The organism is Streptomyces bikiniensis, from assembly GCF_000716625.1.
GTDB lineage: Bacteria > Actinomycetota > Actinomycetes > Streptomycetales > Streptomycetaceae > Streptomyces > Streptomyces bikiniensis.
The window spans coordinates 56,146-78,040 of sequence record NZ_JNXJ01000011.1; the positions used below are offsets into that span (position 1 = coordinate 56,146).

Genomic DNA, 21,895 nt, shown 5'->3' on the forward strand with positions numbered 1-21,895 from the left:
CCGCCGGACCACCCATGGGTGCGGTCGGGACAGACGGAGAGGGCTGGATTAGCTATGGAAGAGCCGCGTCGCCTCGGCGGCCGGTACGAGCTGGGCTCGGTGCTCGGCCGTGGTGGCATGGCCGAGGTGTACCTCGCCCAGGACACCCGGCTCGGCCGCACCGTCGCCGTGAAGACGCTGCGGGCCGACCTGGCCCGTGACCCGTCCTTCCAGGCCCGGTTCCGCCGTGAGGCACAGTCCGCCGCCTCGCTGAACCATCCGGCGATCGTCGCGGTCTACGACACCGGCGAGGACTACGTCGACGGGGTCTCCATCCCGTACATCGTGATGGAGTACGTCGACGGTTCGACCCTGCGTGAGCTTCTTCACTCCGGGCGCAAGCTGCTTCCCGAGCGCACCCTGGAGATGACGGTCGGCATCCTCCAGGCGCTGGAGTACTCGCACCGCGCCGGCATCGTGCACCGCGACATCAAGCCGGCGAACGTCATGCTGACGCGCACCGGCCAGGTCAAGGTCATGGACTTCGGCATCGCGCGCGCCATGGGCGACGCGGGCATGACCATGACGCAGACCGCCGCGGTGATCGGCACGGCCCAGTACCTCTCCCCGGAGCAGGCCAAGGGCGAGCAGGTCGACGCCCGCTCCGACCTGTACTCCACCGGCTGCCTGCTCTACGAGCTGCTCACCGTCCGTCCCCCGTTCATCGGCGACTCCCCGGTCGCGGTCGCGTACCAGCACGTCCGCGAGGAGCCGCAGCCGCCGAGCAACTTCGACCCCGAGATCACGCCCGAGATGGACGCCATCGTCCTCAAGGCGCTGGTCAAGGACCCCGACTACCGCTACCAGTCCGCCGACGAGATGCGCGCGGACATCGAGGCCTGCCTCGACGGGCAGCCGGTCGCGGCCGCCGCCGCGATGGGCATGGCGGCCGCGCCCGCGTACGGCGGGGGCTACGGCGGCTACCCGCCGGAGGACCAGCCGACCACGGCCCTGCGCCAGGCGGACCCGGGCGGCCAGACCGCCATGCTCCCCCCGATCAACCCGAACGACGGCGGCTACGGCTACGACGACCGCCCGGACCGGCGCCGCGGCGGCGGCCAGAAGAAGTCGAACACCTCGACGATCCTGCTGGCCCTCTCCGGCATCCTGGTGCTCGTCGGGGCGATCTTCATCGGCGTCTGGGTCTTCGACAAGAACGACGGCCCGCAGCCGGTCACGGTGCCGAACCTGGTCGGCGAGAAGCTGGACGTCGCGACGAACCGCGCCGCCAACGTGAACCTGAAGGTCCAGCAGGCGGGCACCGAGCGCTGCGAGCAGCCCACCGGCGCCATCTGCCGCCAGGAGCCGGTCGCGGACAACGTCACGAAGCTGGAGCCCGACAGCACGATCAAGGTGTTCCTCTCCGAGGGCGCGCCGCTCGTGGAGGTCCCGGACGTCCAGGAGCAGTCCCAGGAGCGGGCCACGAAGTCCCTGGAGGAAAAGGGCTTCAAGGTCAAGGTCGAGGAGGAGGAGTCCGACGAGGACCCCGGCTCGGTCCTGCGCCAGAACCCGGGCGGCGGCACCAAGGCGGAGAAGAACTCCGAGGTGACGATCACCATCGCGAAGAAGAAGCTGAGCACGGTTCCGCCGGTCGTCGGCAACCAGCTCGCGCAGGCCGAGCAGCAGCTGAAGGCCCTGGGCTTCGTGGTGGTCACCGAGGACGTGGACTCCGACAAGCCGAAGGGCGAGGTCCTGGAGCAGTCTCCGGAGGGCAACGCCTCGGTCGCGGGAGGCTCCGAGGTGAAGCTCAAGGTCTCCAAGGGCCCGCAGCAGACCCAGGTCACGATCCCGGGCGACCTCGGGAACCGTCCCTTCAAGGACGTCAAGGCGCAGCTCGAGGGCATGGGCCTGACGGTCGTCCAGAAGGGTTCGGACAAGGAGGACGCGCTGGTGTTCGGCACCAACCCGCCCGCGAACACCCCCGTCAACACCGGTTCCACGGTGGAGGTCTACACCGCGGGCGGCGGGCTCCCCAGCAACCCCGGCGACAACAACAACGGGGACAACAACGGCGGTAACAACAACGGCAACGACAACGGCGGCATCGGCGGCTGGTTCGACTGATCCCGCCCCCCGTACGAACGGGAGAGCCCCGGCATCCGGAAGGTCGGACGCCGGGGCTCTCCCGTTGTCGCGCGCGGAGGGCGGAGGGGTCAGCGCAGCTCCGCCGGGGGCGTCCGGTCGCGGTCGACCCGTTCCGTGCGCTCCAGTTCGCCCCAGACGACGTACCGGTAGTCCGAGGTGTACATGGGGGTGCAGGTGGTCAGCGTGATGTACCGGCCCGGCTCGGTCCTGCCGGACTCCTTCGGGACGGGCTGGAGGACGTCCACGTTGTACTTCGTGGTCTCGGGCAGGGTCCTGTAGACCTTGTAGACGTACCAGGTGTCCTTGGACTCGAAGACGATCGCGTCCCCGGTCTTCACCTTGTGGATGTTGTGGAATTTGGCCCCGTGCCCGTCCCGGTGCGCGGCCAGCGTGAAGTTTCCCTGCTTCTCCTGCGGGAGGGCGGACTTGATCGGGTCGGTGTAGTAGCCGGCCACGCCGTTGTTGAGGACGGCGGGATCGGTGCCCCGCTTCACCAGGACCTCGTCGTCGCCCATCGCCGGCACGTGCAGGAAGCCGATGCCGTCCCGGGTGTCGAGCGCGCCCGGGGCGTCGTCGGCCCAGTGGTCGCGCACCTGGGCGCCGTCCTTGTCGGCGGCGCGGTCGGCGAGGACGTTGGTCCACCACAGCGAGTAGAGGACGAAGAGACCGAGCACCAGGCCCGCCGTGATGAGGAGTTCGCCGAAGACACTGATGATCCCGGCGATCCGGTTGCGCGCTCGTGCCACTAGGTCGTCCCGTCGTCCTGTCCGGAGGTGTGGGGACTCAGCCTACGAGCGCTTCGGGCTTCCCCTTGCTGCGCGGACGCTCCTCCAGGAGCCTGCCCCACACGATCATGCGGTAGGTGCTGGTGAATTCCGGCGTGCACGTGGTCAGCGTGATGTACCGGCCGGGCTCGGTGAAGCCGGAACCCTTCGGAATCGGGTCGATCACCGCCACGTTGGAGGGCGGGGTCTGCGGCAGGATGCTCGCCATCTCGTACGTGTAGTACGTGTTCCGGGTCTCGACGACGATCGGGTCTCCGGGCTTCAGGCGGTTGATGTACCGGAAGGGCTCGCCGTGCGTGTTGCGGTGGCCGGCCACCGCGAAGTTGCCCTGCTTGTCGGAGGGCATGGCCGTCTTGAGACTGCCCTCGGCGTAGTGGCCGACCATGCCCTTGTCGAGGACCTTGGTCTTGTCGATGCCCTCGGCGATCGGGACGACGACGTCCAGCTTGGGGATGTGCATGATGGCGAAGCCCTCGCCGGGGGCGAAGACGTCGGGCCCGTCCTCGTTCCCGCCCTTGGCCCAGGTGTCCTCGATCCGCTCCTTGGCCTGGTCGGTCTCCTGGCCGGCGAGGACGTTCGTCCACCACAGCTGGTAGGCGACGAAGAGCAGCATGACGACACCGAAGGTGATGAAGAGCTCGCCGACGGCCCGGCTGACGACGACGCCGGCGCTGTCCTTGGCGTCGCGGGCGGCCCGTCGGGCCTCGACCCGGGAGAGGGGCGCGGCCGGCTTCGCCCCGGCGGTGGCGGGCGGGGCGGTGGCGGGCGGGGCGCCCCGGCGGCCCTTCCCCCGGCCGCCCTTGGCGGCACGGCGGCGCTCGGCCCGCCCGGGCCCGGGGGCCGCCTGCTCGGCCTCCTCGACCGCCTGCTTCTCCGGTTCCTTCTCCGAGGGCTCCGGAGGGCCTTCGGAGACCGGTAGGACGGCCGCCCCGTCCGGACGCGACGCCGGACCCTCCTCGGCCCCGTACGGCCCGTAGCGGGCCTCGTAGGGGCCCTCGGGGGAGGCGGTCCCGCGCCCGGAGGGCCGCTCTCGGGGATACGACTGGGCCGGGACGTGGGAATTGTCCGTTACGTACGGATCGGGCGGTGCGTAGGGACCGGGCTGCGCGTGCGGCTCGGCGGGCGCGTACGGGTCGGCGTACGGCCCGGCCTGTTGCGGGTAAGGCTCCGCGGGGGCGTACGTCCCCGGGGCCCCGTACGGGTCGGCGGGCGCCGCGTACCGCTCCGCGTGCGCGTACGGATCGGTGGCGGAGGCGTACGGGTCGGCGGACGCGTAGGGGGCGGCCGGTCCGTGCGGCTGCGCCTCCGGCGCGTAACCGCCTCCCTGTACGTAACCGCTTTCCGGCGCGTAACCGCTCCCCGGCGCGTGCCCGTCTCCCGACGGGTACCCGTTCCCCGGCGCGTACCCGCCCTCCGGTACGTGTCCGCCCTCCGGTACGTACCCGTCCCCCGTCGTCGGCTCCTGCCCCGGCTCGTGCCTCGCCCGGAACCACGGCGAGCCCGTCGTCACGCGACGGCCTTGCCCACCACCGGCGCGAGCCCCGCCGACCGGCCGACCGCCCCCTTGTCCCCGCACTCCTCCAGCCAGTTGGCGAGCATCAGGTGGCCGTGCTCGGTGAGGACGGACTCGGGGTGGAACTGCACTCCCTCGACCGGGAGTTCGCGGTGCCGCAGGCCCATGATGATGCCGTCCTCGGTCCGCGCGGTGACTTCGAGCTCGGCGGGCAGGGCGGCGGGCTCGGCGGCCAGCGAGTGGTAGCGCGTCGCGGTGAAGGGCGAGGGCAGGCCGGCGAAGACGCCCCGGCCCTCGTGCGTGACGGGCGAGGTCTTGCCGTGCAGCAGCTCGGGCGCGCGGTCGACGACGCCGCCGTACGCCACGGCCATCGACTGCATGCCGAGGCAGACGCCGAAGACGGGCACACCGGTCTCCGCGCAGTGCCGGACCATGTCGACGCAGACGCCGGCCTCCTCGGGCGTGCCGGGTCCGGGCGACAGGAGGACGCCGTCGAAGCCGTCCTGGGCGTGGCTCAGCTCGACCTCGTCGTTGCGCAGGACTTCGCACTCGGCGCCGAGCTGGTAGAGGTACTGAACGAGGTTGAAGACGAAGCTGTCGTAGTTGTCGACGACGAGAATTCGCGCGCTCACTGGCCGTCCACCGTCACATCGTTGAACGGAAGCAGCGGCTCCGCCCAGGGGAACACGTACTGGAAGAGGACGTAGACGATCGCGAGGACCAGCACGATCGAGATCAGCGCCCGCACCCACGCGTTGCCCGGCAGATGCCGCCAGATCCAGCCGTACATGACGTCGACCGCCCCTTCCGTTCGTTACGGGACCAGAGTACGGGGCGAGGGGGCCGGGAGGGGCCGCCTGTCCAAAGCCTGTGGACAACGGGTGGCGCCCCGGAATCGCGGCCCGTTGTCCACAGGTCGTGGACGGGCTCGCGGCCGGACCGGAAGGGAGGGGCCCCGGTCGGGATCCGGTCAGCCGGCCGGCGTCGCGTGGTGGAGGTCCACCGTGCCCGCGTACCCGGGGAGGGTGACCGCCCGGTGCTCGTCGACCTTCCAGCCGAGCCCGTACGCCTTGACGTACAGCTGGTAGTTCCGGATCGCCGGGGAGTCGGCCAGCGCCCTGCTCAGCCTTCCCCGGTCGCCCACGGCAGTGATCTTGTACGGCGGTGAGTAGACGCGGCCCTGGAGGATCAGGGTGTTGCCGACGCAGCGCACGGCGCTGGTGGAGATGAGCCGCTGGTCCATGACCCGGATGCCCTCGGCGCCGCCCTGCCAGAGGGCGTTGACGACGGCCTGGAGGTCCTGCTGGTGGATGACCAGGTCGTTGGCCTGCGGCTCGGGGTAGCCGGGGGCGGCCCGGGCGTCCGGCGGGGCGTCGTTGAGGGTGACGGTGAGGCCGGAGCCGGAGATCTCGGTGGTGCCGGCCGCCGCTTCGAGCGCCGCCAGCTTCTCGTCCTCCGCGCGCGTGGAGCCGTCGTCACGGGCGGCGAGGGAGTCCACCTGGGAGCGGAGGGCGGCGGCGGCCTCGTCGAGTCCGGCGTTCTTGTGGCTGCGTTCCTCGATGAGGTCGGAGAGCCTGAGGAGGGAGGCGTCCGTGCGGAGGTTGGTGCCCCTGGCGGTGTTGAAGCTCGTGACGAAGATCAGACCGGCGAGGGCGAAAACGGCGAGGGTGAGCAGCCGGACGGGGCGCCACCTGGTGGTGCGGCCCGGCCCTTCGGGAGTGCCGGCGGAATTGCTCAACGTACCCTGATCCCCTTCGGTGCCGCGGAACCACTACGCTAACGGACGCCTGGGGGACGCAGACGTCCTCCTTCGTCACATCCCGGCGCCAGCCACAGTTCCCTGCGCGGTCACGCAGCGCATCGACAGGAGAGTCCCTCGTGCCGAAGTCACGTATCCGCAAGAAGGCCGACTTCACGCCTCCGCCCGCCAAGCAGGCCACGAACATCAAGCTGACCAACCGCAGCTGGGTGGCGCCGGTGATGCTGGCGCTGTTCGCCATCGGACTGGTGTGGATCGTGGTCTTCTACGTCACCGACGGCACCATGCCGGTCGAGTCGATCCGGAACTGGAACATCGTGGTGGGCTTCGGCTTCATCGCGGCCGGTTTCGGCGTCTCCACGCAGTGGAAGTAGCGGCGGTCCGACACGTGCGGCGGGGGCTGTAGCGCCCGCACCGGGGGCCCGTCAAGCTCTCCCCTGAGTTTATCCACAGCGTTGTGCACAGCACTGGATAACTTAAGAAGATCTGTGGATAACTCTCACGATGTTGACGCCGGTATGACCGCGTCCACCATCGGCACCATGCGTCGCGCCCCTCACCTCCCTGGTAAAAACCCAGGTCAGAGGTGAGGGGCGCGTTGTTTTAGTGCGGAGCGGACAGAGACCGCCACACGCTGTGGATAACTCTGGGGAAAGCCGTCCCGGAAGCTCATCCACAGCCCTGTGCGCTCAGGCGAGCGCGGCCGAGCGGAAGAGCACGATCCCCAGGTCGAGCAGGAGAACCAGTCCACAGGCTGTGTACTGCACCAGGTTCCGGCGGGCCCGCGGCGCGTGCACCAGCGCGTACGTCACCAGGGCGCCGCCGACCAGACCACCGATGTGGGCCTCCCAGGAGATCCCCGGACGGGTGAAGGTCAGCAGCAGGGACAGCGCCACGAAGAGGACGACCGGCCGCATGTCGTGCCGCCGCCGGCGGGCGAGCACGACCCAGGCCCCGATCAGCCCGAAGACGATCCCGGAGGCGCCGAGCGAGAACTGGTTCTGCGGGGAGAGCAGATAGGCGAGCGCCGAACCGGAGAGTCCGGAGAGCAGGATCAGGGCCACGTACCGGATCCGCCCCAGTTCGGGTTCGACGATCCCGCCGATCACCCACAGCCCCAGCATGTTGAAGAGGAAGTGCGGGATCTCCTGATGGAGGAAGGCGGAGGTCAGCAGCCGGTACCACTCGCCGACCGCCACCCCGACCAGCTCGCCGGTCGGGAGGAAGGCGTAGCCGATGAGCGCCAGGTCGTCGACGAGCCGGTCGCCCACCGCCTGGACGGCGATGAAGAGCGCCAGGTTGATCGCGATGACGATCTTGGTGACGAAACGTCCGTCCGCGGCGACCCGGCCGCCCGCGAGCGTCCGGGGCCGGTTGGCGTCGGGGGCGTGACCGGTGCCCGAACCGCCGCGTACGCAGTCGGGGCACTGGAAGCCGACGGATGCGGAGATCATGCACTGCGGACAGATGGGCCTGTCGCAGCGGACGCAGCGGATGCCGGTCTCGGTCTCCGGGTGGCGGTAACAGCGCGGCAGACCGGGCTGCGAGTCCATGCGGGGTCCCCGTCCCTTCCGGCTCAGCGCTTCTCGATCACCACGGACTCGAGGACCACGTCCCGGAGCGGACGCTCGGTGTGCGGATCGGTCGCGGTCTCCGCGATCGCGTCCACGACCTCCCGGCTCTTCTTGTCCACGACCTCACCGAAGATCGTGTGCTTGCGGTTCAGCCAGGTCGCGGGGGCGACGGTGACGAAGAACTGCGATCCGTTGGTCCCCGGGCCGGCGTTGGCCATGGCGAGGAGGTAGGGGCGGTCGAAGAAGAGCTCCGGGTGGAACTCGTCCGCGAACTCGTAGCCGGGACCTCCCGTGCCGTTCCCCAGGGGGTCGCCGCCCTGGATCATGAACCCCTTGATGACCCGGTGGAAGACCGTCCCGTCGTAGAGCGGGTCCTTGGAGACCGCGCCGGTGGCGGGGTGCGTCCACTCGCGCTCGCCCGTCGCGAGCTCGACGAAGTTGCGGACCGTCTTCGGGGCGTGGAACGGCATGAGCCGCACCTCGATCTCGCCCAGGCCCGTCTTGAGGATCGCGTACAGCTGCTCGGCCACGGTCGCCTTCCGTCCACTTCGGGGCGCGTCATGTCACGCCTGACTCTGCAGTGAACGATCCTCGCATGACCCGGATGCCCACCCCGCATGCCGGACCTGGATCCGGCGGGCATGATTTCGAAAAGGATGGAAAGGCGAAAACCCGACATCGCCACCGAGGAGGAGGAACCCCGTGACCCGCATGGACAGCGTGCGCTCCGCGACAGGTTCGGCCAAGGAGAGCGTCCTGCACGCCGCGGAAGCGGTGGCGCCGTACGCCGAGACGGCCCGGGACCAGGCCACGCACTACGCGCACGAGGCGCGGGAGATCATCGCGCCCAAGCTCTCGAAGGCCGCCAAGCAGGCACGCGCGCAGTACGACTCCTACGTCGCGCCGCGGGTGCCGCCGCGGGTCGACGCGGCCGCACAGCGTGCGGCGGTCAAGACCCGCCGGGCCGCCCGTCAGGCAGCCGACTACACCGCTCCGCGCGTCGAGAGCGCGGTCGCCGCCACCGGTCCCGTCCTGGAGGAGGCCGGGGCGCGTTCCACGGCCGCCTGGGCCGCGCTGCGCGGTCAGGTGACGCCGAAGGACATCCGGAAGATCGTGAGGAAGCACGAGCGCCGGGCCAGGGCCGGGCGCCTCGCCAAGGGACTCGTCGTCCTCGGCGTGGTGGCCGGCGGCGTGTTCGCCGCCTGGAAGTGGTGGGACAAGCAGTCCAATCCCGACTGGCTGGTCGAGCCGCCCGTCGCCACCGAGGTGGACGAGGAGGTCACCGTACTGACGTCCGTCGACGGCAGTGGTGCCACCCTCGATCCGGAGGTGGAGGCCAAGGAGGCCGAGGCGGAGGCGGAGGCCGCCGAACTGGACGCCGCGGAGGCCGCCGAGCGCCGCGACGAGGGCCGCTGACCGGACGGGGACGTCCTGCGGGTCCCGCCGTGGGGCCCTGCCGGGTCGTGCCGTGTTGCGGTACGGGGGCCTGCGGGGTGCTGCGGTGCGGTCCGGGTGGACCGAGGGAAACGGGTGAACCGGGTAAGTCTGGTTGTTCGGGTGGCCCGAGTGGAGCAAGTGGACTGCGTGGAGCAAGTGGCCCGAGCGGTTCGAACGGTCCGAGCGGTCCGAGCGGTCCGAGCGGTCCGAGCAGTCTGAGCAGTCCGAGCGGTTCGGATAGCGCCGCTTTCCATCGTGTGATGCCGGATCGCAGCGGATGCCGATGCGCCGTGCACGGGGCGTGTGGGGTGCGGGGAGTGCACGTCGTGGTCTCCCCGCGCCCTACGCCGCCGTGGCGAGCGCCAGCTCCGTCAGCGCGACCGGGTCGTTCTCGGCCGCCGCGGGCACGGACGACCGCTGGCGCGCGGTGGGGGAGGAGCCGTGGGCCTCGGCGGCGATGCGCTGCTTGATGGTGGGCGGCAGGGAACGGTCCCCGACGAGCGGCCATCGGTGTGCCCGCTGTGCCGGTACGGAGGCGGACGCACGCTCCCCGGCGGTGGAGGCGGTCGCGGCGGCGGCAGCGGGAGCCGCCGGCTCCTCGGGCTGCTGCACGGCGGGCCGCTGAGCCGCGGTGGCGGTGCCCGCCAGGCCGACGGAGGCGAGCAGGGCGAAGAGGACGGAGAGGAAGGCGGCCCAGAACTGCTTGACCTTGGCGGTGGCCATGATCCCTCACTTTCGTGATGTTCTCGGATGGTTCATTTCAGGTTGCGCGCTTTACATACCTTCCTCATGATGTGCCCGCGCCCCGGAATGGCACGGAGCGACGCCGCCCGTGCGCAGTTCTTCGGATGAACACCACTCGTACGGATCAGCGGGCGCCCTCGGCCCACCGCACGGCGGGCCCGGTCACCGCCCCCGCGACCAGGAAGACCCCGCCCAGGAGCAGCCATCCGGGCACGCCCCAGCCGATGAGCAGCGTGGTGACGAGCAGGGGCCCGAGGGTGCGGGCGACGGGGACACCGGAGCCGTAGAAGCCCTGGTACTGGCCGATCCGGTCGGCGGGGGCCAGCGCGAAGCCGATCTGCCACGCGCCTGCGGAGTGCCGCATCTCGGCGAGGACCTGGAGCACGGCCCCGAGGACGAGCACCGCCACCGCGACCCCCGCCCCGGCGCCGAACCCGAGCCCGGACCCGAGCCCGAGCCCCGACAGCGCGAAGACCGCGCACGCGGCGCACATGACCGCTCCCGACCACCGCACCGCCCGCGCGGCCGTGGCGAGGTCCGTCACGGACCGGGCGGCACGGACCTGAAAGAGCATCACCACGCCGGTGTTGAGGACGAAGAGCGCCGACACGGTCCAGCCGGGCGCCGCCGTCCGCCCCACGATCCACAGCGGCAGGGCGAGGCTGAGGAGCGGCATCCGCAGCAGCATCAGGGCGTTGAGGAGGGCGAGGAGCGCGTACGGCCGGTCCCGCAGCACCGCGAGCCCCGGCCCGCCGCCCGCCGGCCCCGGGGCGGCCGCCACCGCGGGCAGTCGGCCCAGGACCAGCGCGCAGGCCAGGAAGGCGACGGCGTCCAGCGCGAAGACGGAGAGGTACGCGGTCCGCGTCCCGGCGTGCAGCGCGAGTCCGCCGAGCGCGGCCCCCACGGCGAGCCCGCCGTTGAGGACGGCCTGGAGCCGGGCGAGTACCCGCGTCCGCGCGGCCGGCCCGACGAGTCCGGCGAGCAGGGCCTGCCGGGCGGCGGCGAGGCCGCTCTGCGCGGCGGCGTACACGACGGCCGCGCAGAGGAACGGCACGAAGGAGCGCACGACCAGGAAGGACGCGACGGCCGCGGCGGTGGCCAGGGCGAGCAGGACGGCGGTCCCGCGCGGTCCCCGCCGGTCGGCCAGGTGCCCCAGCGGGACCCCGGCGACCGATCCGACGGCCCAGGCGACCGCGAGTCCGGCCCCGATCTGCGGTGCGGAGAGACCGACGATCCGGGTGAAGTAGAGCGCCGAAGAGACGTAGAAGGCCCCGTCCCCGACCGCGTTGACGAACTGCGCGACCACCAGCGCGCGCGGCGCGCCCCCGCCGGTCCCGCCTCCGCGCCCGCCCGCCTTCCCTCCGCGCCCGCACGCCCCCTCCACACGCGCGTGCCCACCGTCCCCGCGCACGTGCCCACCGTCCCCGCGCACGTGTCCACCGTCCCCGCGCACGTGTCCACCGTCCCCACGCGCGTGCCCACCGTCCCCACGCGCGTGCCCACCGTTCCCGCGCGCGTAATCACCACCCCCATGCGCGTGATCACCACCCCCGCGCACCTCCCCCCTGCCCCCGCGCGCGTACCGCTCCGCCGTGCCCGTCCGCGCCCGCACGTTCGACTCTTTCGCCATGGACACGACGCTAGAACCGAGTGGCCCGCTCCTTCTGGTCCATTCGAGCCCCCTCCACCTGGGCCATTGAGCTCCCGATCACCCAGCGCCACGGCCCCGGGCCCGCTTCCCGACCGCCGCCCCGGGCCCGGGGAAAAAGCGAAAGACCCCCCTGACCCGCGCTTCCGCAGGTCAGGGGGGTCTGTCCGGAGTGGAGCCTAGGGGAGTCGAACCCCTGACATCTGCCATGCAAAGACAGCGCTCTACCAACTGAGCTAAGGCCCCAGAACGAGGACAGCGTACCGGGTCACCCCCCATGTCCGGCAAAAGGATTGGGACTCCCGGTCCGCGACCACGCTCCGTAAGATGCTGACCGAGGTTCGCAGTGGCGAACCGCAGGGATGGGGAGAAGTGATGGACGCAGCGCAGCAGGAAGCCACGGCCAGAGCCAGAGAGCTTCAGCGCAGTTGGTACGGGGAGCCGTTGGGGGCGCTCTTCCGTCGGCTGATCGACGACCTCGGGCTCAATCAGGCCAGGCTCGCGGCCGTGCTCGGGCTCTCCGCGCCCATGCTGTCCCAGCTGATGAGCGGCCAGCGGGCGAAGATCGGCAACCCGGCCGTCGTCCAGCGCGTCCAGGCCCTCCAGGAGCTCGCCGTGCAGGTCGCCGACGGCAGCGTCAGCGCCGCCGAGGCCACGGACCGGATGGAGGAGATCAAGAAGTCGCAGGGCGGCTCCGTCCTCACCGGCTCGGGCCAGACCGGCACCGCCTCCGGCGCCCCGACCGTGCGCCGGGTGGTCCGCGAGATCCAGTCCCTGCTGCGCTCCGTCGCCGCCGCGGGCGACATCATCGACGCCGCCGACTCCCTCGCCCCGGCCCACCCGGAACTGGCAGAGTTCCTCAGGGTGTACGGCGCCGGGCGCACCGCCGAGGCGGTCGCCCACTACGAGTCGCACCAGAACTGACGGGTCCGGCGGCCGGCCGGGTCCGCGGAGAGACGAAGCGACGGGGAGCGGGCGCAGCACGATGGGTGAGGTCTTCGCCGGGCGGTACGAGCTGATCGACCCGATCGGACGGGGCGGGGCGGGCGCGGTGTGGCGGGCCTGGGACCACCGGCGCCGCCGCTACGTGGCGGCCAAGGTGCTCCTGCAGAGCGACGCCCACACCCTGCTCCGCTTCGTCCGCGAGCAGGCGCTGCGGATCGACCATCCGCACGTCCTCGCCCCGGCCAGCTGGGCCGCCGACGACGACAAGGTCCTCTTCACCATGGACCTGGTGGCCGGCGGCTCCCTGGCCCACGTCATCGGGGACTACGGCCCGCTGCCGCCCCGGTTCGTCTGCGTCCTCCTCGACCAGCTGCTCTCGGGCCTGGCCGCGGTGCACGCCGAGGGGGTCGTCCACCGGGACATCAAGCCGGCCAACATCCTCCTGGAGGTCACCGGGACCGGGCGGCCGCACCTGAGGCTCTCCGACTTCGGCATCTCCATGCGCAAGGGCGAACCCCGGCTCACGGAGACGGACTACGTCGTGGGGACACCCGGCTACTTCGCGCCCGAGCAGCTCCTCGGCGCCGAACCGGACTTCACCGCCGACCTGTTCGCCGTCGGCCTGGTCGCGCTCTACCTGCTCCAGGGCCGCAAGCCGGACTCCCAGGCCCTGGTCGAGCACTTCCTCACGCACGGCACCCCGGGCGCCCCCGAGGGCATGCACGAGCCCCTGTGGCAGGTGCTCGCCGGGCTGCTCCAGCCCGATCCGCAGGCCCGCTTCCGTACGGCCACGGGGGCGCGCAAGGCGCTGGGCGCCGCCGTCGAGCTGCTGCCCGAGCCGGCCGCCGACGAGGAGCCGGTCGAAATCTTCGACCACCTCGGCCCCCTGCCTCCGGGCTTCGGCCCCGAAGGCCCCACGAATCACACAAACCCCACGAACCACAAGAGTCACACGAACCACACGAGCCCCGCACGGGACGGCCAAGACGGCCAAGACTGCCAAGACGGCCAAGACGGCCAGAACAGCCAGAACGGCCAAGCTCCCGCCCCGACCGCCTCCCAGGGCACCCCCACGGCCACCGACCCGGGGCGCCCCCTCCCTCCGCCCGTACCTCCGCAGCACCACTCCCCGCACCCGGCCGCACCGGCCGCCCCCGTCGCCGCCCCGGCCACCCCGCCCCACCCCTCAGAGACGGGCAGCTTCCATCTGCCTCCGCCGGTCCCGCAGCCGACCCCCTCCCCTCCTCCCCCGTACGCCCCGGGGCCCCCGTACGGGCCGGCCCCCACGAACCCGTACACCGCCCCTCCCGTCCAGTCCCCCGGTCCCTACGGGTATCCGCACCCGCAGCCGGTGACGGCCCCCGTGCCCGCGCCGCCCGTACGCCGACCGGGACCGCCCCCGAAGGTCGCGGTCCCGGTGCTCCTGCTCGCGCTCGTCTGCCTCGCGGTCGGCTTCTGGGCCCTCACCCAGCTCTGAAGGTCCGAGGGATCACGCCGTCCGCCGTCGCGCCACCAGCGTCCACGCGCCGAGGCCGAGCAGCAGCACCGTCCCGGTGCCGATCCCGGCAGCGGCGACCAGCCGCATGGCGTCGCCGCGCTCCGCCTCCTCGGCCGCCTGTGCCCCGCTGGCCCCCTTCTCGGCCGCCTCCTTGTCGCCGGCGGTCACGGCGAACGGGCCGGGGTCCCCGTCGTACCCGGGGCCGGGCTTCGCCGCGTTCAGCACGTTCACCCGCAGCGTCAGCGGCACCGGCCCGTCGCCGTACTCCTTGGCGATCTCCGGGCTGAGCGTGGCCGACAGGTAGTACCAGCCGGCGAACCGCATCCCGCTCGTCGCCTCGTTGTACGCGGTGCGGTTCTCGTGCGCCACCGGCCGCTGCGGACCGAGCGCCAGCGTCGTCTGCTTCCCGCTGTAGCCGACCGTCCCGTCGTCGACGTGGCCGAGCGCCGGGTTGGCGAGGGAGAGCACCAGCGCGTTGGAGACGTGGTCGTCGCCCGCGGTGCTGCTGCCCAGCTCGGCGGTGGCGAAGAGCTGCTGCCCCCAGTCGAGGGGGACCCGGTAGAAGAGGGTCTGCCCCGGCCGGATGTCGGACCGCCACTCGCCCCGCGTCAGCGAGGCCGCGTCGTAGACCCCCGATCCGCCCTGCCGGAGCTTCGGCTCGCCCGTCAGGGGCGCGGGCGTGGCGGACGGCCAGGACTCCGGGAGCTCGGTCGGCCCCGGCTTCTTCAGGAGCGGCTCGGTCAGGTGCCGGATCTCCAGGTCCCAGGCGGCCGGGTCGGAGCCCGCCTTCGTGGTGCGCTCGACGAGCACGTAGTAGTTGCCCGGCTTCTGGCAGCTGGAGCTGTCCGGGTTCACGACCCGGCGGGCGTACGCGGTGAGGGGGCGGGTGTACCGGGCCGAGGAGAAGCCGGTCTGCTGGTAGCCGCACTCGGTGCCGGAGTCGTCCTGGATGCTGACCTTGAACCCGTCGCCGTAATCGACCCTGCCGCCGGGCTTGGGGACGGCGACCGCGGAGACGTACGTGTTCCGCTTTCCGTCGAGGACGATCCGGTAGTAGGCCCTGCCGTCCTTCTCCAGCGTGTCGCGGTAGGTCTGCCCGGCCTTCAGCTCCCGCGCGTACGAGCTGGAGTCGGCGCCCCGGACCTGCTGGGCGGTGGCGTCGAAGGCGTACGGCGGAAGGGCCTCGCCCTCGGCGGCCGGGGCGTGGACCGAGGCCTGCCCGTGGGACGGGACCCGGGCCTGCGCCTGGTCCCGCACGAGGGGCCGTGTCTGCGCCTGGGCGGGCGGCCCCGCCACCGTCCCCACCGCCGCGGCCGCCGCGAACAGGGCCCCCGCCCGCCTGCCGATGCCGGCCCGCTTCCTCACGCGCTCCCCCTCGTCGCTTCCCGACGCCTTCTCTTCGCTTGGGCAAGCAACCTATTCGCCCGGGCAAACCACGAACAAGGTCCGGACAGAGCGAAGCCCCGGTCCGCACAAGTGCGGCCGGGGCTTCACCCACAGACGGTCTTCGTCTCAGACACCCGAACCTGCGGGCACGGAGTCGGTCGCCTCCGTCCACAGATCCTGCTCGGCGCGATCCGCCTGGATCTGGCGGTACACGAGGAGCCCGCCGATGGCGGCCAGTGCGACCAGGAGAAGCTTCTTCACCGCGCGACCTCGTCTTTCGTTGACGTAGGAGACTTCTGACGCCCACTCTACACATCGACCGATACCGATCGGTGACCTGTGCGAGGTTCAAACCCACGACGTCCCGGATTCACGCCGGGAAAAACGAAATCGACCCGGACGGATGAACCGTCCGGGTCGATCGAGAAGTGGGGCTAACAGGATTTGAACCTGTGGCCTCATCCTTATCAGGGATGCGCTCTAACCAACTGAGCTATAGCCCCGCCGCGCTTTGCGGTGTGTGTCCCGCGCGCTGACTCCTGAAGATTAGCGCACGTGGGGGCCAGTCCCAAAATCCGTTCCCGGGACCGGCCCCGCGCGTCCCTCTCGCCCGCTACTCGTCCTCGGCCAGCGTCAGCTCGACGCCGCCCACGAAACCGGCCGACAGGTTGTAGATGAACGCGCCCAGCGTCGCCAGGGCGGTCATCAGGACCACGTCGATCACCGCGATCACCGAGGTGAACATCAGCACCCTCGGCAGCGACAGGAACGACTGCAGGTCGAAGCCGTTGGACTCGTTCGAGCCCGTGGCCTCGCTGATCGTCCCGCCGACCGTCGAGAAGACGCCCATGGCGTCCATGACCATCCACAGCACCGCCGCGGCCACGACCGTGCAGATGCCGAGCGCGATGGAGAGCAGGAAGCTCACCTTCATCACCGACCACGGGTCGGCCTTCGCCACCCGCAGCCGGGCCTTGCGCGTCCGGGGCGTCGTGCGCGCGCCCGTACGGGGCCGGCGCACGGCCCCGGTCTGGCCGCCCGCCGTGCCGCCCGTCGTCGGGGCGCCGTAGGCCTGCGGCGGGTGGTACGGCCCGCTCGGCCGCTCGCCGGGCCGCTCGCCGGGCAGCGGCCCGTTGTAGCTCTCGTACGAGGGCTGCTGCCCCCGAGTGTCCGTCACCGCAACCCCCTGGGAGTTCGTGGCGGAACCACGGGCGCCGTTCGCGCCGGCCCCTGCAGAAGAAGCTCCGGCGGCCGCCGATCCGGCGCCCGTGGCTCCACTCACGCTCTTACTCCTCGTGCTCCCCGGCCGAGGACTCCGTGCCCTCGGCTGTCCCGCCCTCGACCACCTCGGTCTCGGACACCTCGACGACGCCCTCGGCCTCGTCGGCGTCGTCGACCTCGTCGTCGCCGCCGGCCTCGGCGTTCCGCGCGATGCCGACGACGGCGTCGCGCTTGCCCAGGTTGATCAGCTGGACGCCCATGGTGTCACGGCCGGTCTCCCTGACTTCGTTGACTCGCGTACGAATCACACCGCCGGACAGCGTGATGGCGAGGATCTCGTCCGTCTCCTCGACCACCAGCGCGCCCACGAGCGAGCCGCGGTCCTCCACGATCTTGGCGGCCTTGATGCCGAGGCCGCCGCGGCCCTGGACGCGGTACTCGTCGACGGGGGTGCGCTTCGCGTACCCGCCGTCGGTCGCGGTGAAGACGAACGTACCGGGCCGGACGACATTCATCGAGAGCAGTTCGTCGTCCTCGCGGAAACTCATGCCCTTGACACCCGAAGTGGCGCGTCCCATCGGACGCAGCGCGTCGTCCGTGGCGGTGAAGCGGATCGACTGCGCCTTCTTGCTGATGAGCAGCAGGTCGTCCTCGGCGGAGACCAGCTCGGCGCCGATCAGCTCGTCGTCCTCGCCGTTGTCCAGCTCGCGCAGGTTGATGGCGATGACACCGCCGGAGCGGGGCGAGTCGTAGTCCTTGAGCGCGGTCTTCTTCACCAGGCCGGCCTTGGTGGCGAGCACCAGGTACGGCGCGACGTCGTAGTCGCGGACCGCCAGGATCTGGGCGATCTGCTCGTCCGGCTGGAAGGCGAGCAGGTTGGCCACGTGCTGGCCGCGGGCGTCCCGGCCGGCGTCCGGCAGCTCGTACGCCTTGGCCCGGTAGACCCGGCCCTTGTTGGTGAAGAAGAGCAGCCAGTGGTGGGTGGTGGAGACGAAGAAGTGGTCGACGATGTCGTCCTGCTTCAGCTTCGTGCCCCGGACGCCCTTGCCGCCGCGCTTCTGCGAGCGGTAGTCCTCGGTCTTCGTCCGCTTCACGTAGCCGCCGCGCGTGATGGTGACGACGATGTCCTCCTCGGCGATCAGGTCCTCGATGGACATGTCGCCGTCGAAGGGCACCAGCTTGGAGCGGCGGTCGTCGCCGAAGCGCTCGACCAGCGCGGCCAGCTCCTCGCTGACGATCGCCCGCTGCTTCTCGGGCGAGGCCAGGATCGCGTTGTACTCGTCGATCTTCGCCTGGAGCTCGTCGTGCTCGGCGACGATCTTCTGGCGCTCCAGGGCGGCGAGTCGGCGGAGCTGCATCTCCAGGATCGCGTTGGCCTGGATCTCGTCGATGCTCAGCAGGTCCATCAGGCCGCCGCGGGCGACCTCGACCGTGTCGCTGCGCCGGATCAGCGCGATGACCTCGTCGATCGCGTCGAGGGCCTTGAGCAGGCCGCGCAGGATGTGGGCGCGCTCCTCGGCCTTGCGCAGCCGGAAGCGGGTCCGGCGGACGATGACCTCGATCTGGTGCGTCACCCAGTGGCGGATGAACGCGTCCAGGGAGAGGGTGCGCGGCACGCCGTCGACGAGCGCCAGCATGTTGGCGCCGAAGTTCGTCTGGAGGTCGGTGTGCTTGTACAGGTTGTTCAGGACGACCTTGGCGACGGCGTCGCGCTTGAGCACGATGACCAGGCGCTGGCCGGTCCGGGACGAGGTCTCGTCGCGGACGTCGGCGATGCCGCCGATCCGGCCGTCCTTCACCAGGTCGGCGATCTTCTGCGCGAGGTTGTCCGGGTTGACCTGGTACGGCAGCTCGGTGACCACCAGGCACTGGCGGTTCTGGATCTCCTCGACCTCCACGACCGCGCGCATCGTGATGGAGCCGCGGCCGGTGCGGTACGCCTCCTCGATGCCCTTGCGGCCGACGACGAGCGCGCCGGTGGGGAAGTCGGGGCCCTTGATCCGCTCGATGAGCGCGTCGAGCAGCTCCTCGTGGCCGGCCTCGGGGTTGGCCAGGTACCACTGGGCGCCCTCGGCGACCTCGCGCAGGTTGTGCGGCGGGATGTTGGTCGCCATGCCGACGGCGATGCCGGCCGAGCCGTTGACGAGCAGGTTCGGGAACCGGGCCGGCAGGACCGTCGGCTCCTGGTTCCGGCCGTCGTAGTTGTCCTGGAAGTCGACGGTCTCCTCGTCGATGTCCCGGACCATCTCCATCGACAGCGGCGCCATCTTGCACTCGGTGTAGCGCATGGCGGCGGCCGGGTCGTTGCCCGGGGAGCCGAAGTTGCCGTTGGAGTCGACGAGCGGCAGCCGCATCGACCAGGGCTGGGCGAGGCGGACGAGCGCGTCGTAGATCGAGGTGTCGCCGTGCGGGTGGTACGTGCCCATGACGTCACCGACGACGCGGGCGCACTTGTAGAAGCCCTTCTCCGGCCGGTACCCGCCGTCGTACATCGCGTAGAGCACGCGCCGGTGGACGGGCTTGAGGCCGTCCCGCACGTCGGGCAGCGCGCGGGACACGATGACGGACATCGCGTAGTCGAGGTACGAGCGCTGCATCTCGGTCTCGAGCCCGACGGGCTCGATCCGCAGCACGGGCTCCTGCTCTTCGGTGGTGCCGGAGGTGTTTTCGTCGGCCATTGCTGGTCGTCAGTCCTTTCGTACGGTCAGCTGAGACCGACTCAGATGTCGAGGAAGCGGACGTCCTTGGCGTTCCGCTGGATGAACGAGCGGCGCGCCTCGACGTCCTCGCCCATCAGCACCGAGAACAGGTCGTCGGCCTGGGCCGCGTCGTCCAGGGTCACCTGGCCGAGCACGCGGTGCTCGACGTCCATGGTGGTGACGCGCAGCTCCTCGGCGTTCATCTCGCCGAGGCCCTTGAAGCGCTGGATCGAGTCCTCGCGGATCCGCTTGCCGTTCTGCTTGCCGAGCTCGACGAGGGCGTCCCGCTCGCGGTCCGAGTAGGCGTACTCGAAGTCGTCCCGGCCCCACTTGATCTTGTAGAGCGGCGGGCGGGAGAGGTAGACGTGACCGGCCTCGACCAGCGGGCGCATGAAGCGGAAGAGGAAGGTCAGCAGCAGGGTGTTGATGTGCTGGCCGTCGACGTCGGCGTCCGCCATCAGGATGATCTTGTGATAGCGGAGCTTCTCGATGTCGAAGTCCTCGTGCACGCCGGTGCCGAAGGCGGAGATCAGCGCCTGGACCTCGGTGTTCTGCAGGATCTTGTCGATGCGGGCCTTCTCGACGTTCAGGATCTTGCCGCGGATCGGCAGGATGGCCTGGTACATCGGGTTGCGGCCGGACTTGGCCGAGCCGCCGGCGGAGTCGCCCTCGACGATGAAGATCTCGCACTTGGACGGGTCGTTCGACTGGCAGTCGGAGAGCTTGCCCGGCAGGGAGGCCGACTCCAGGAGGCCCTTGCGGCGGGTCAGGTCGCGCGCCTTGCGGGCGGCCACGCGCGCGGTGGCGGCCTGGATGCCCTTGCGGACGATGTCCGCGGCCTCGTTCGGGTTGCGGTCGAACCAGTCCGTCAGGTGCTCGTGGACGACCTTCTGCACGAAGGTCTTCGCCTCGGTGTTGCCCAGCTTGGTCTTGGTCTGGCCCTCGAACTGCGGCTCGCCGAGCTTGACCGAGATGATCGCCGTCAGGCCCTCGCGGATGTCGTCGCCGGTGAGGTTGTCGTCCTTCTCGCGGAGCAGCTTCTTGTCGCGCGCGTACTTGTTGACCAGCGTGGTCAGCGCGGCGCGGAAGCCCTCCTCGTGCGTACCGCCCTCGTGGGTGTGGATCGTGTTCGCGAAGGAGTACACGCCCTCGCTGTACGAGGAGTTCCACTGCATCGCGATCTCGACCGAGAGCAGGCGCTCCTTGTCCTCGGCCTCGATGTCGATGACGGTGGGGTTGATCAGCTCGCCCTTGCGCGAGTTGAGGTACTTCACGAAGTCGACGATGCCGCCCTCGTAGTGGTACGTCACCGTGCGGGCGGCCGGCTCGTCGGCGGCCTCGGCGTCCGGGTCGTCGGCGCCGACCGTGGCCTTCGCGGACTCGCGCTCGTCGGTGAGCGTGATGGTGAGGCCCTTGTTGAGGAAGGCCATCTCCTGGAAGCGGCGCGAGAGCGTCTCGAAGGAGTACTCGGTCGTCTCGAAGATGTCCGGGTCGGCCCAGAAGGTCACCGAGGTGCCGGTCTCCTCGGTCGCCTCGTGCTGGGCGAGGGGAGCCGTCGGGACGCCCATCTTGTAGTCCTGCGTCCAGCGGTGGCCGTCCGTCCTGATCTCGACGGCGACCTTGGTGGACAGGGCGTTCACGACCGAGACGCCGACGCCGTGCAGGCCGCCGGAGACGGCGTAGCCGCCGCCGCCGAACTTGCCGCCCGCGTGCAGCACGGTCAGCACGACCTCGACGGCCGGCTTGCCCTCGGAGGCCACGATGCCCACCGGGATGCCGCGGCCGTTGTCGACGACGCGGACGCCGCCGTCGGGCAGGATCGTCACGTCGATGGTGTCGGCGTGGCCGGCCAGGGCTTCGTCGACCGAGTTGTCGACGACCTCCTGCACCATGTGGTGCAGACCGCGCTCACCGGTCGAGCCGATGTACATGCCAGGGCGCTTGCGCACGGCATCCAGGCCCTCGAGGACTTGGATGTTGCTGGCGGTGTACTGGTTGTTCTCGTTGGGGTTGCCGGAATCGGCCACGAAGCGCCCTTTCTGGCACAGCACAGGCCGTTCTCCGGGCATACGGGAGCCGGCTGCGTCGTTCGACATTTCCGCGGGGTGGCGGGTTTGCTTCCAGTCTACCGGTACCACTGACACTCATGGGTGTTTGCCGGTACCTGAATGCGCATGTGCCGCCCTGGGCGGGAGCGAGACGACTCCCCATATCCGGACAGGGGCTCCAGGGCCCCCTGACGGCCACCCAGCGCTTCGAGCCGTAGCGCGGCGTGGGCGCCGGGGGCGAACGTTGTCAAAGAACGGTCGCCCCCTGTCGGGGGCATGCGTTCCACCCCTGGTCGTGGGTGCGCGTTCCGCCTCGTCGGGGGCGTGCGCTCCGCCGGGGCGTGGGGGTTCCCCGGGCGAAGCCCGGGGAGGGCGGGCACAACGCCACGCGCACGGCGCCCTCCCCTGGTACCCACCACGAGAACGAGGCCCCCGAAGGACCCGCACATATACGGAGCACCGGCCACCGAGAACCCGGGCAGCCCGGCGCCCCGGGGCCTGTCCGGCGGATCAT

At 70.9% G+C, this 21,895-nt stretch carries 19 protein-coding genes and 2 tRNA genes; 5 read left to right on the forward strand and 16 right to left on the reverse strand.

Annotated elements, in window-relative coordinates; translation table 11 throughout:
- Positions 1–54 precede the first annotated feature (54 nt).
- Positions 55–2,103 carry a Stk1 family PASTA domain-containing Ser/Thr kinase gene (pknB, locus tag OO47_RS10960; RefSeq protein ID WP_030206685.1) on the forward strand — a complete coding sequence of 683 codons (2,049 nt, stop codon included), beginning with the start codon at positions 55–57 and terminating at the stop codon, positions 2,101–2,103.
- Between the two features lie 89 nt (positions 2,104–2,192).
- Here pknB and OO47_RS10965 read toward each other — a convergent pair whose 3' ends face one another.
- The 5 genes from OO47_RS10965 to OO47_RS10985 form a co-directional block, all read right to left on the reverse strand.
- Complete coding sequence (locus OO47_RS10965; RefSeq protein WP_030206686.1) at positions 2,193–2,870, reverse strand: class E sortase; 678 nt, start codon at positions 2,868–2,870, stop codon at positions 2,193–2,195.
- Between the two features lie 37 nt (positions 2,871–2,907).
- Positions 2,908–4,419: a class E sortase gene (locus OO47_RS34885; RefSeq protein ID WP_078489583.1), complete on the reverse strand. Its 1,512-nt coding sequence runs from the start codon at positions 4,417–4,419 to the stop codon at positions 2,908–2,910.
- On the reverse strand, positions 4,416–5,054 hold the full coding sequence (locus OO47_RS10975; protein WP_030206688.1) for an aminodeoxychorismate/anthranilate synthase component II: 639 nt from the start codon (positions 5,052–5,054) through the stop codon (positions 4,416–4,418). The genes OO47_RS34885 and OO47_RS10975 overlap by 4 nt, the downstream gene beginning before the upstream one ends.
- Entirely contained in the window at positions 5,051–5,212 is a 162-nt protein-coding gene (locus OO47_RS37225; protein WP_030206689.1) for a hypothetical protein, read from the reverse strand. Before OO47_RS37225 ends, OO47_RS10975 begins: the two co-directional genes overlap by 4 nt.
- A 180-nt stretch (positions 5,213–5,392) precedes the next feature.
- Positions 5,393–6,160 (reverse strand): DUF881 domain-containing protein, encoded by a 768-nt coding sequence (locus OO47_RS10985; protein ID WP_030206692.1) that lies wholly within the window; start codon positions 6,158–6,160, stop codon positions 5,393–5,395.
- A gap of 140 nt (positions 6,161–6,300) precedes the next feature.
- On the opposite strand from OO47_RS10985, the gene crgA reads away from it, so the two are divergent.
- The gene (gene crgA / locus OO47_RS10990) at positions 6,301–6,555 is read left to right on the forward strand and encodes a cell division protein CrgA (RefSeq protein ID WP_030206706.1); all 255 of its coding nucleotides are present in this window, start codon (positions 6,301–6,303) and stop codon (positions 6,553–6,555) included.
- Positions 6,556–6,870: 315 nt separating this feature from the next.
- Here crgA and OO47_RS10995 read toward each other — a convergent pair whose 3' ends face one another.
- Complete coding sequence (locus tag OO47_RS10995; RefSeq protein WP_030206709.1) at positions 6,871–7,734, reverse strand: rhomboid family intramembrane serine protease; 864 nt, start codon at positions 7,732–7,734, stop codon at positions 6,871–6,873.
- 23 nt (positions 7,735–7,757) lie between these two features.
- The gene (locus tag OO47_RS11000) at positions 7,758–8,285 is read right to left on the reverse strand and encodes a peptidylprolyl isomerase (protein WP_030206711.1); all 528 of its coding nucleotides are present in this window, start codon (positions 8,283–8,285) and stop codon (positions 7,758–7,760) included.
- Positions 8,286–8,457: 172 nt separating this feature from the next.
- On the opposite strand from OO47_RS11000, the gene OO47_RS11005 reads away from it, so the two are divergent.
- On the forward strand, positions 8,458–9,171 hold the full coding sequence (locus OO47_RS11005) for a DUF5324 family protein (RefSeq protein ID WP_030206713.1): 714 nt from the start codon (positions 8,458–8,460) through the stop codon (positions 9,169–9,171).
- A gap of 363 nt (positions 9,172–9,534) precedes the next feature.
- Here the strand turns inward: OO47_RS11005 and OO47_RS11010 are convergent, their stop codons facing one another.
- The 3 genes from OO47_RS11010 to OO47_RS11020 all read right to left on the reverse strand — a co-directional run bounded on the left by OO47_RS11010 (position 9,535) and on the right by OO47_RS11020 (position 11,830).
- Entirely contained in the window at positions 9,535–9,915 is a 381-nt protein-coding gene (locus OO47_RS11010) for a DUF6344 domain-containing protein (RefSeq protein WP_030206716.1), read from the reverse strand.
- Between the two features lie 145 nt (positions 9,916–10,060).
- A complete protein-coding gene (locus OO47_RS11015; protein WP_280923804.1) occupies positions 10,061–11,242 on the reverse strand; it encodes an MFS transporter in 1,182 nt (393 codons plus the stop codon).
- Positions 11,243–11,757: 515 nt separating this feature from the next.
- Positions 11,758–11,830: transfer RNA gene (locus tag OO47_RS11020), tRNA-Ala, on the reverse strand.
- Between the two features lie 129 nt (positions 11,831–11,959).
- Between OO47_RS11020 and OO47_RS11025 the strand changes: the two genes are divergently transcribed.
- Together OO47_RS11025 and OO47_RS11030 are read left to right on the forward strand one after the other, a co-directional pair.
- Complete coding sequence (locus OO47_RS11025; RefSeq protein WP_030206720.1) at positions 11,960–12,508, forward strand: helix-turn-helix domain-containing protein; 549 nt, start codon at positions 11,960–11,962, stop codon at positions 12,506–12,508.
- Between the two features lie 61 nt (positions 12,509–12,569).
- On the forward strand, positions 12,570–14,006 hold the full coding sequence (locus OO47_RS11030) for a serine/threonine-protein kinase (protein ID WP_030206721.1): 1,437 nt from the start codon (positions 12,570–12,572) through the stop codon (positions 14,004–14,006).
- A 12-nt stretch (positions 14,007–14,018) separates the two neighbouring features.
- Here OO47_RS11030 and OO47_RS11035 read toward each other — a convergent pair whose 3' ends face one another.
- From OO47_RS11035 to gyrB, 6 genes are all read right to left on the reverse strand, one after another.
- Positions 14,019–15,392 carry a hypothetical protein gene (locus tag OO47_RS11035; RefSeq protein ID WP_030206723.1) on the reverse strand — a complete coding sequence of 458 codons (1,374 nt, stop codon included), beginning with the start codon at positions 15,390–15,392 and terminating at the stop codon, positions 14,019–14,021.
- Positions 15,393–15,539: 147 nt separating this feature from the next.
- A complete protein-coding gene (locus tag OO47_RS34890; protein ID WP_003958712.1) occupies positions 15,540–15,674 on the reverse strand; it encodes a DLW-39 family protein in 135 nt (44 codons plus the stop codon).
- Between the two features lie 168 nt (positions 15,675–15,842).
- A tRNA-Ile gene (locus tag OO47_RS11040) sits at positions 15,843–15,916 on the reverse strand.
- A 110-nt stretch (positions 15,917–16,026) separates the two neighbouring features.
- Complete coding sequence (locus tag OO47_RS11045; RefSeq protein ID WP_030206725.1) at positions 16,027–16,590, reverse strand: DUF3566 domain-containing protein; 564 nt, start codon at positions 16,588–16,590, stop codon at positions 16,027–16,029.
- 109 nt (positions 16,591–16,699) lie between these two features.
- Entirely contained in the window at positions 16,700–19,312 is a 2,613-nt protein-coding gene (gene gyrA / locus OO47_RS11050) for a DNA gyrase subunit A (protein ID WP_030206727.1), read from the reverse strand.
- Between the two features lie 41 nt (positions 19,313–19,353).
- Positions 19,354–21,384 (reverse strand): DNA topoisomerase (ATP-hydrolyzing) subunit B, encoded by a 2,031-nt coding sequence (gene gyrB / locus OO47_RS11055; RefSeq protein WP_030206730.1) that lies wholly within the window; start codon positions 21,382–21,384, stop codon positions 19,354–19,356.
- Positions 21,385–21,895: the final 511 nt, after the last annotated feature.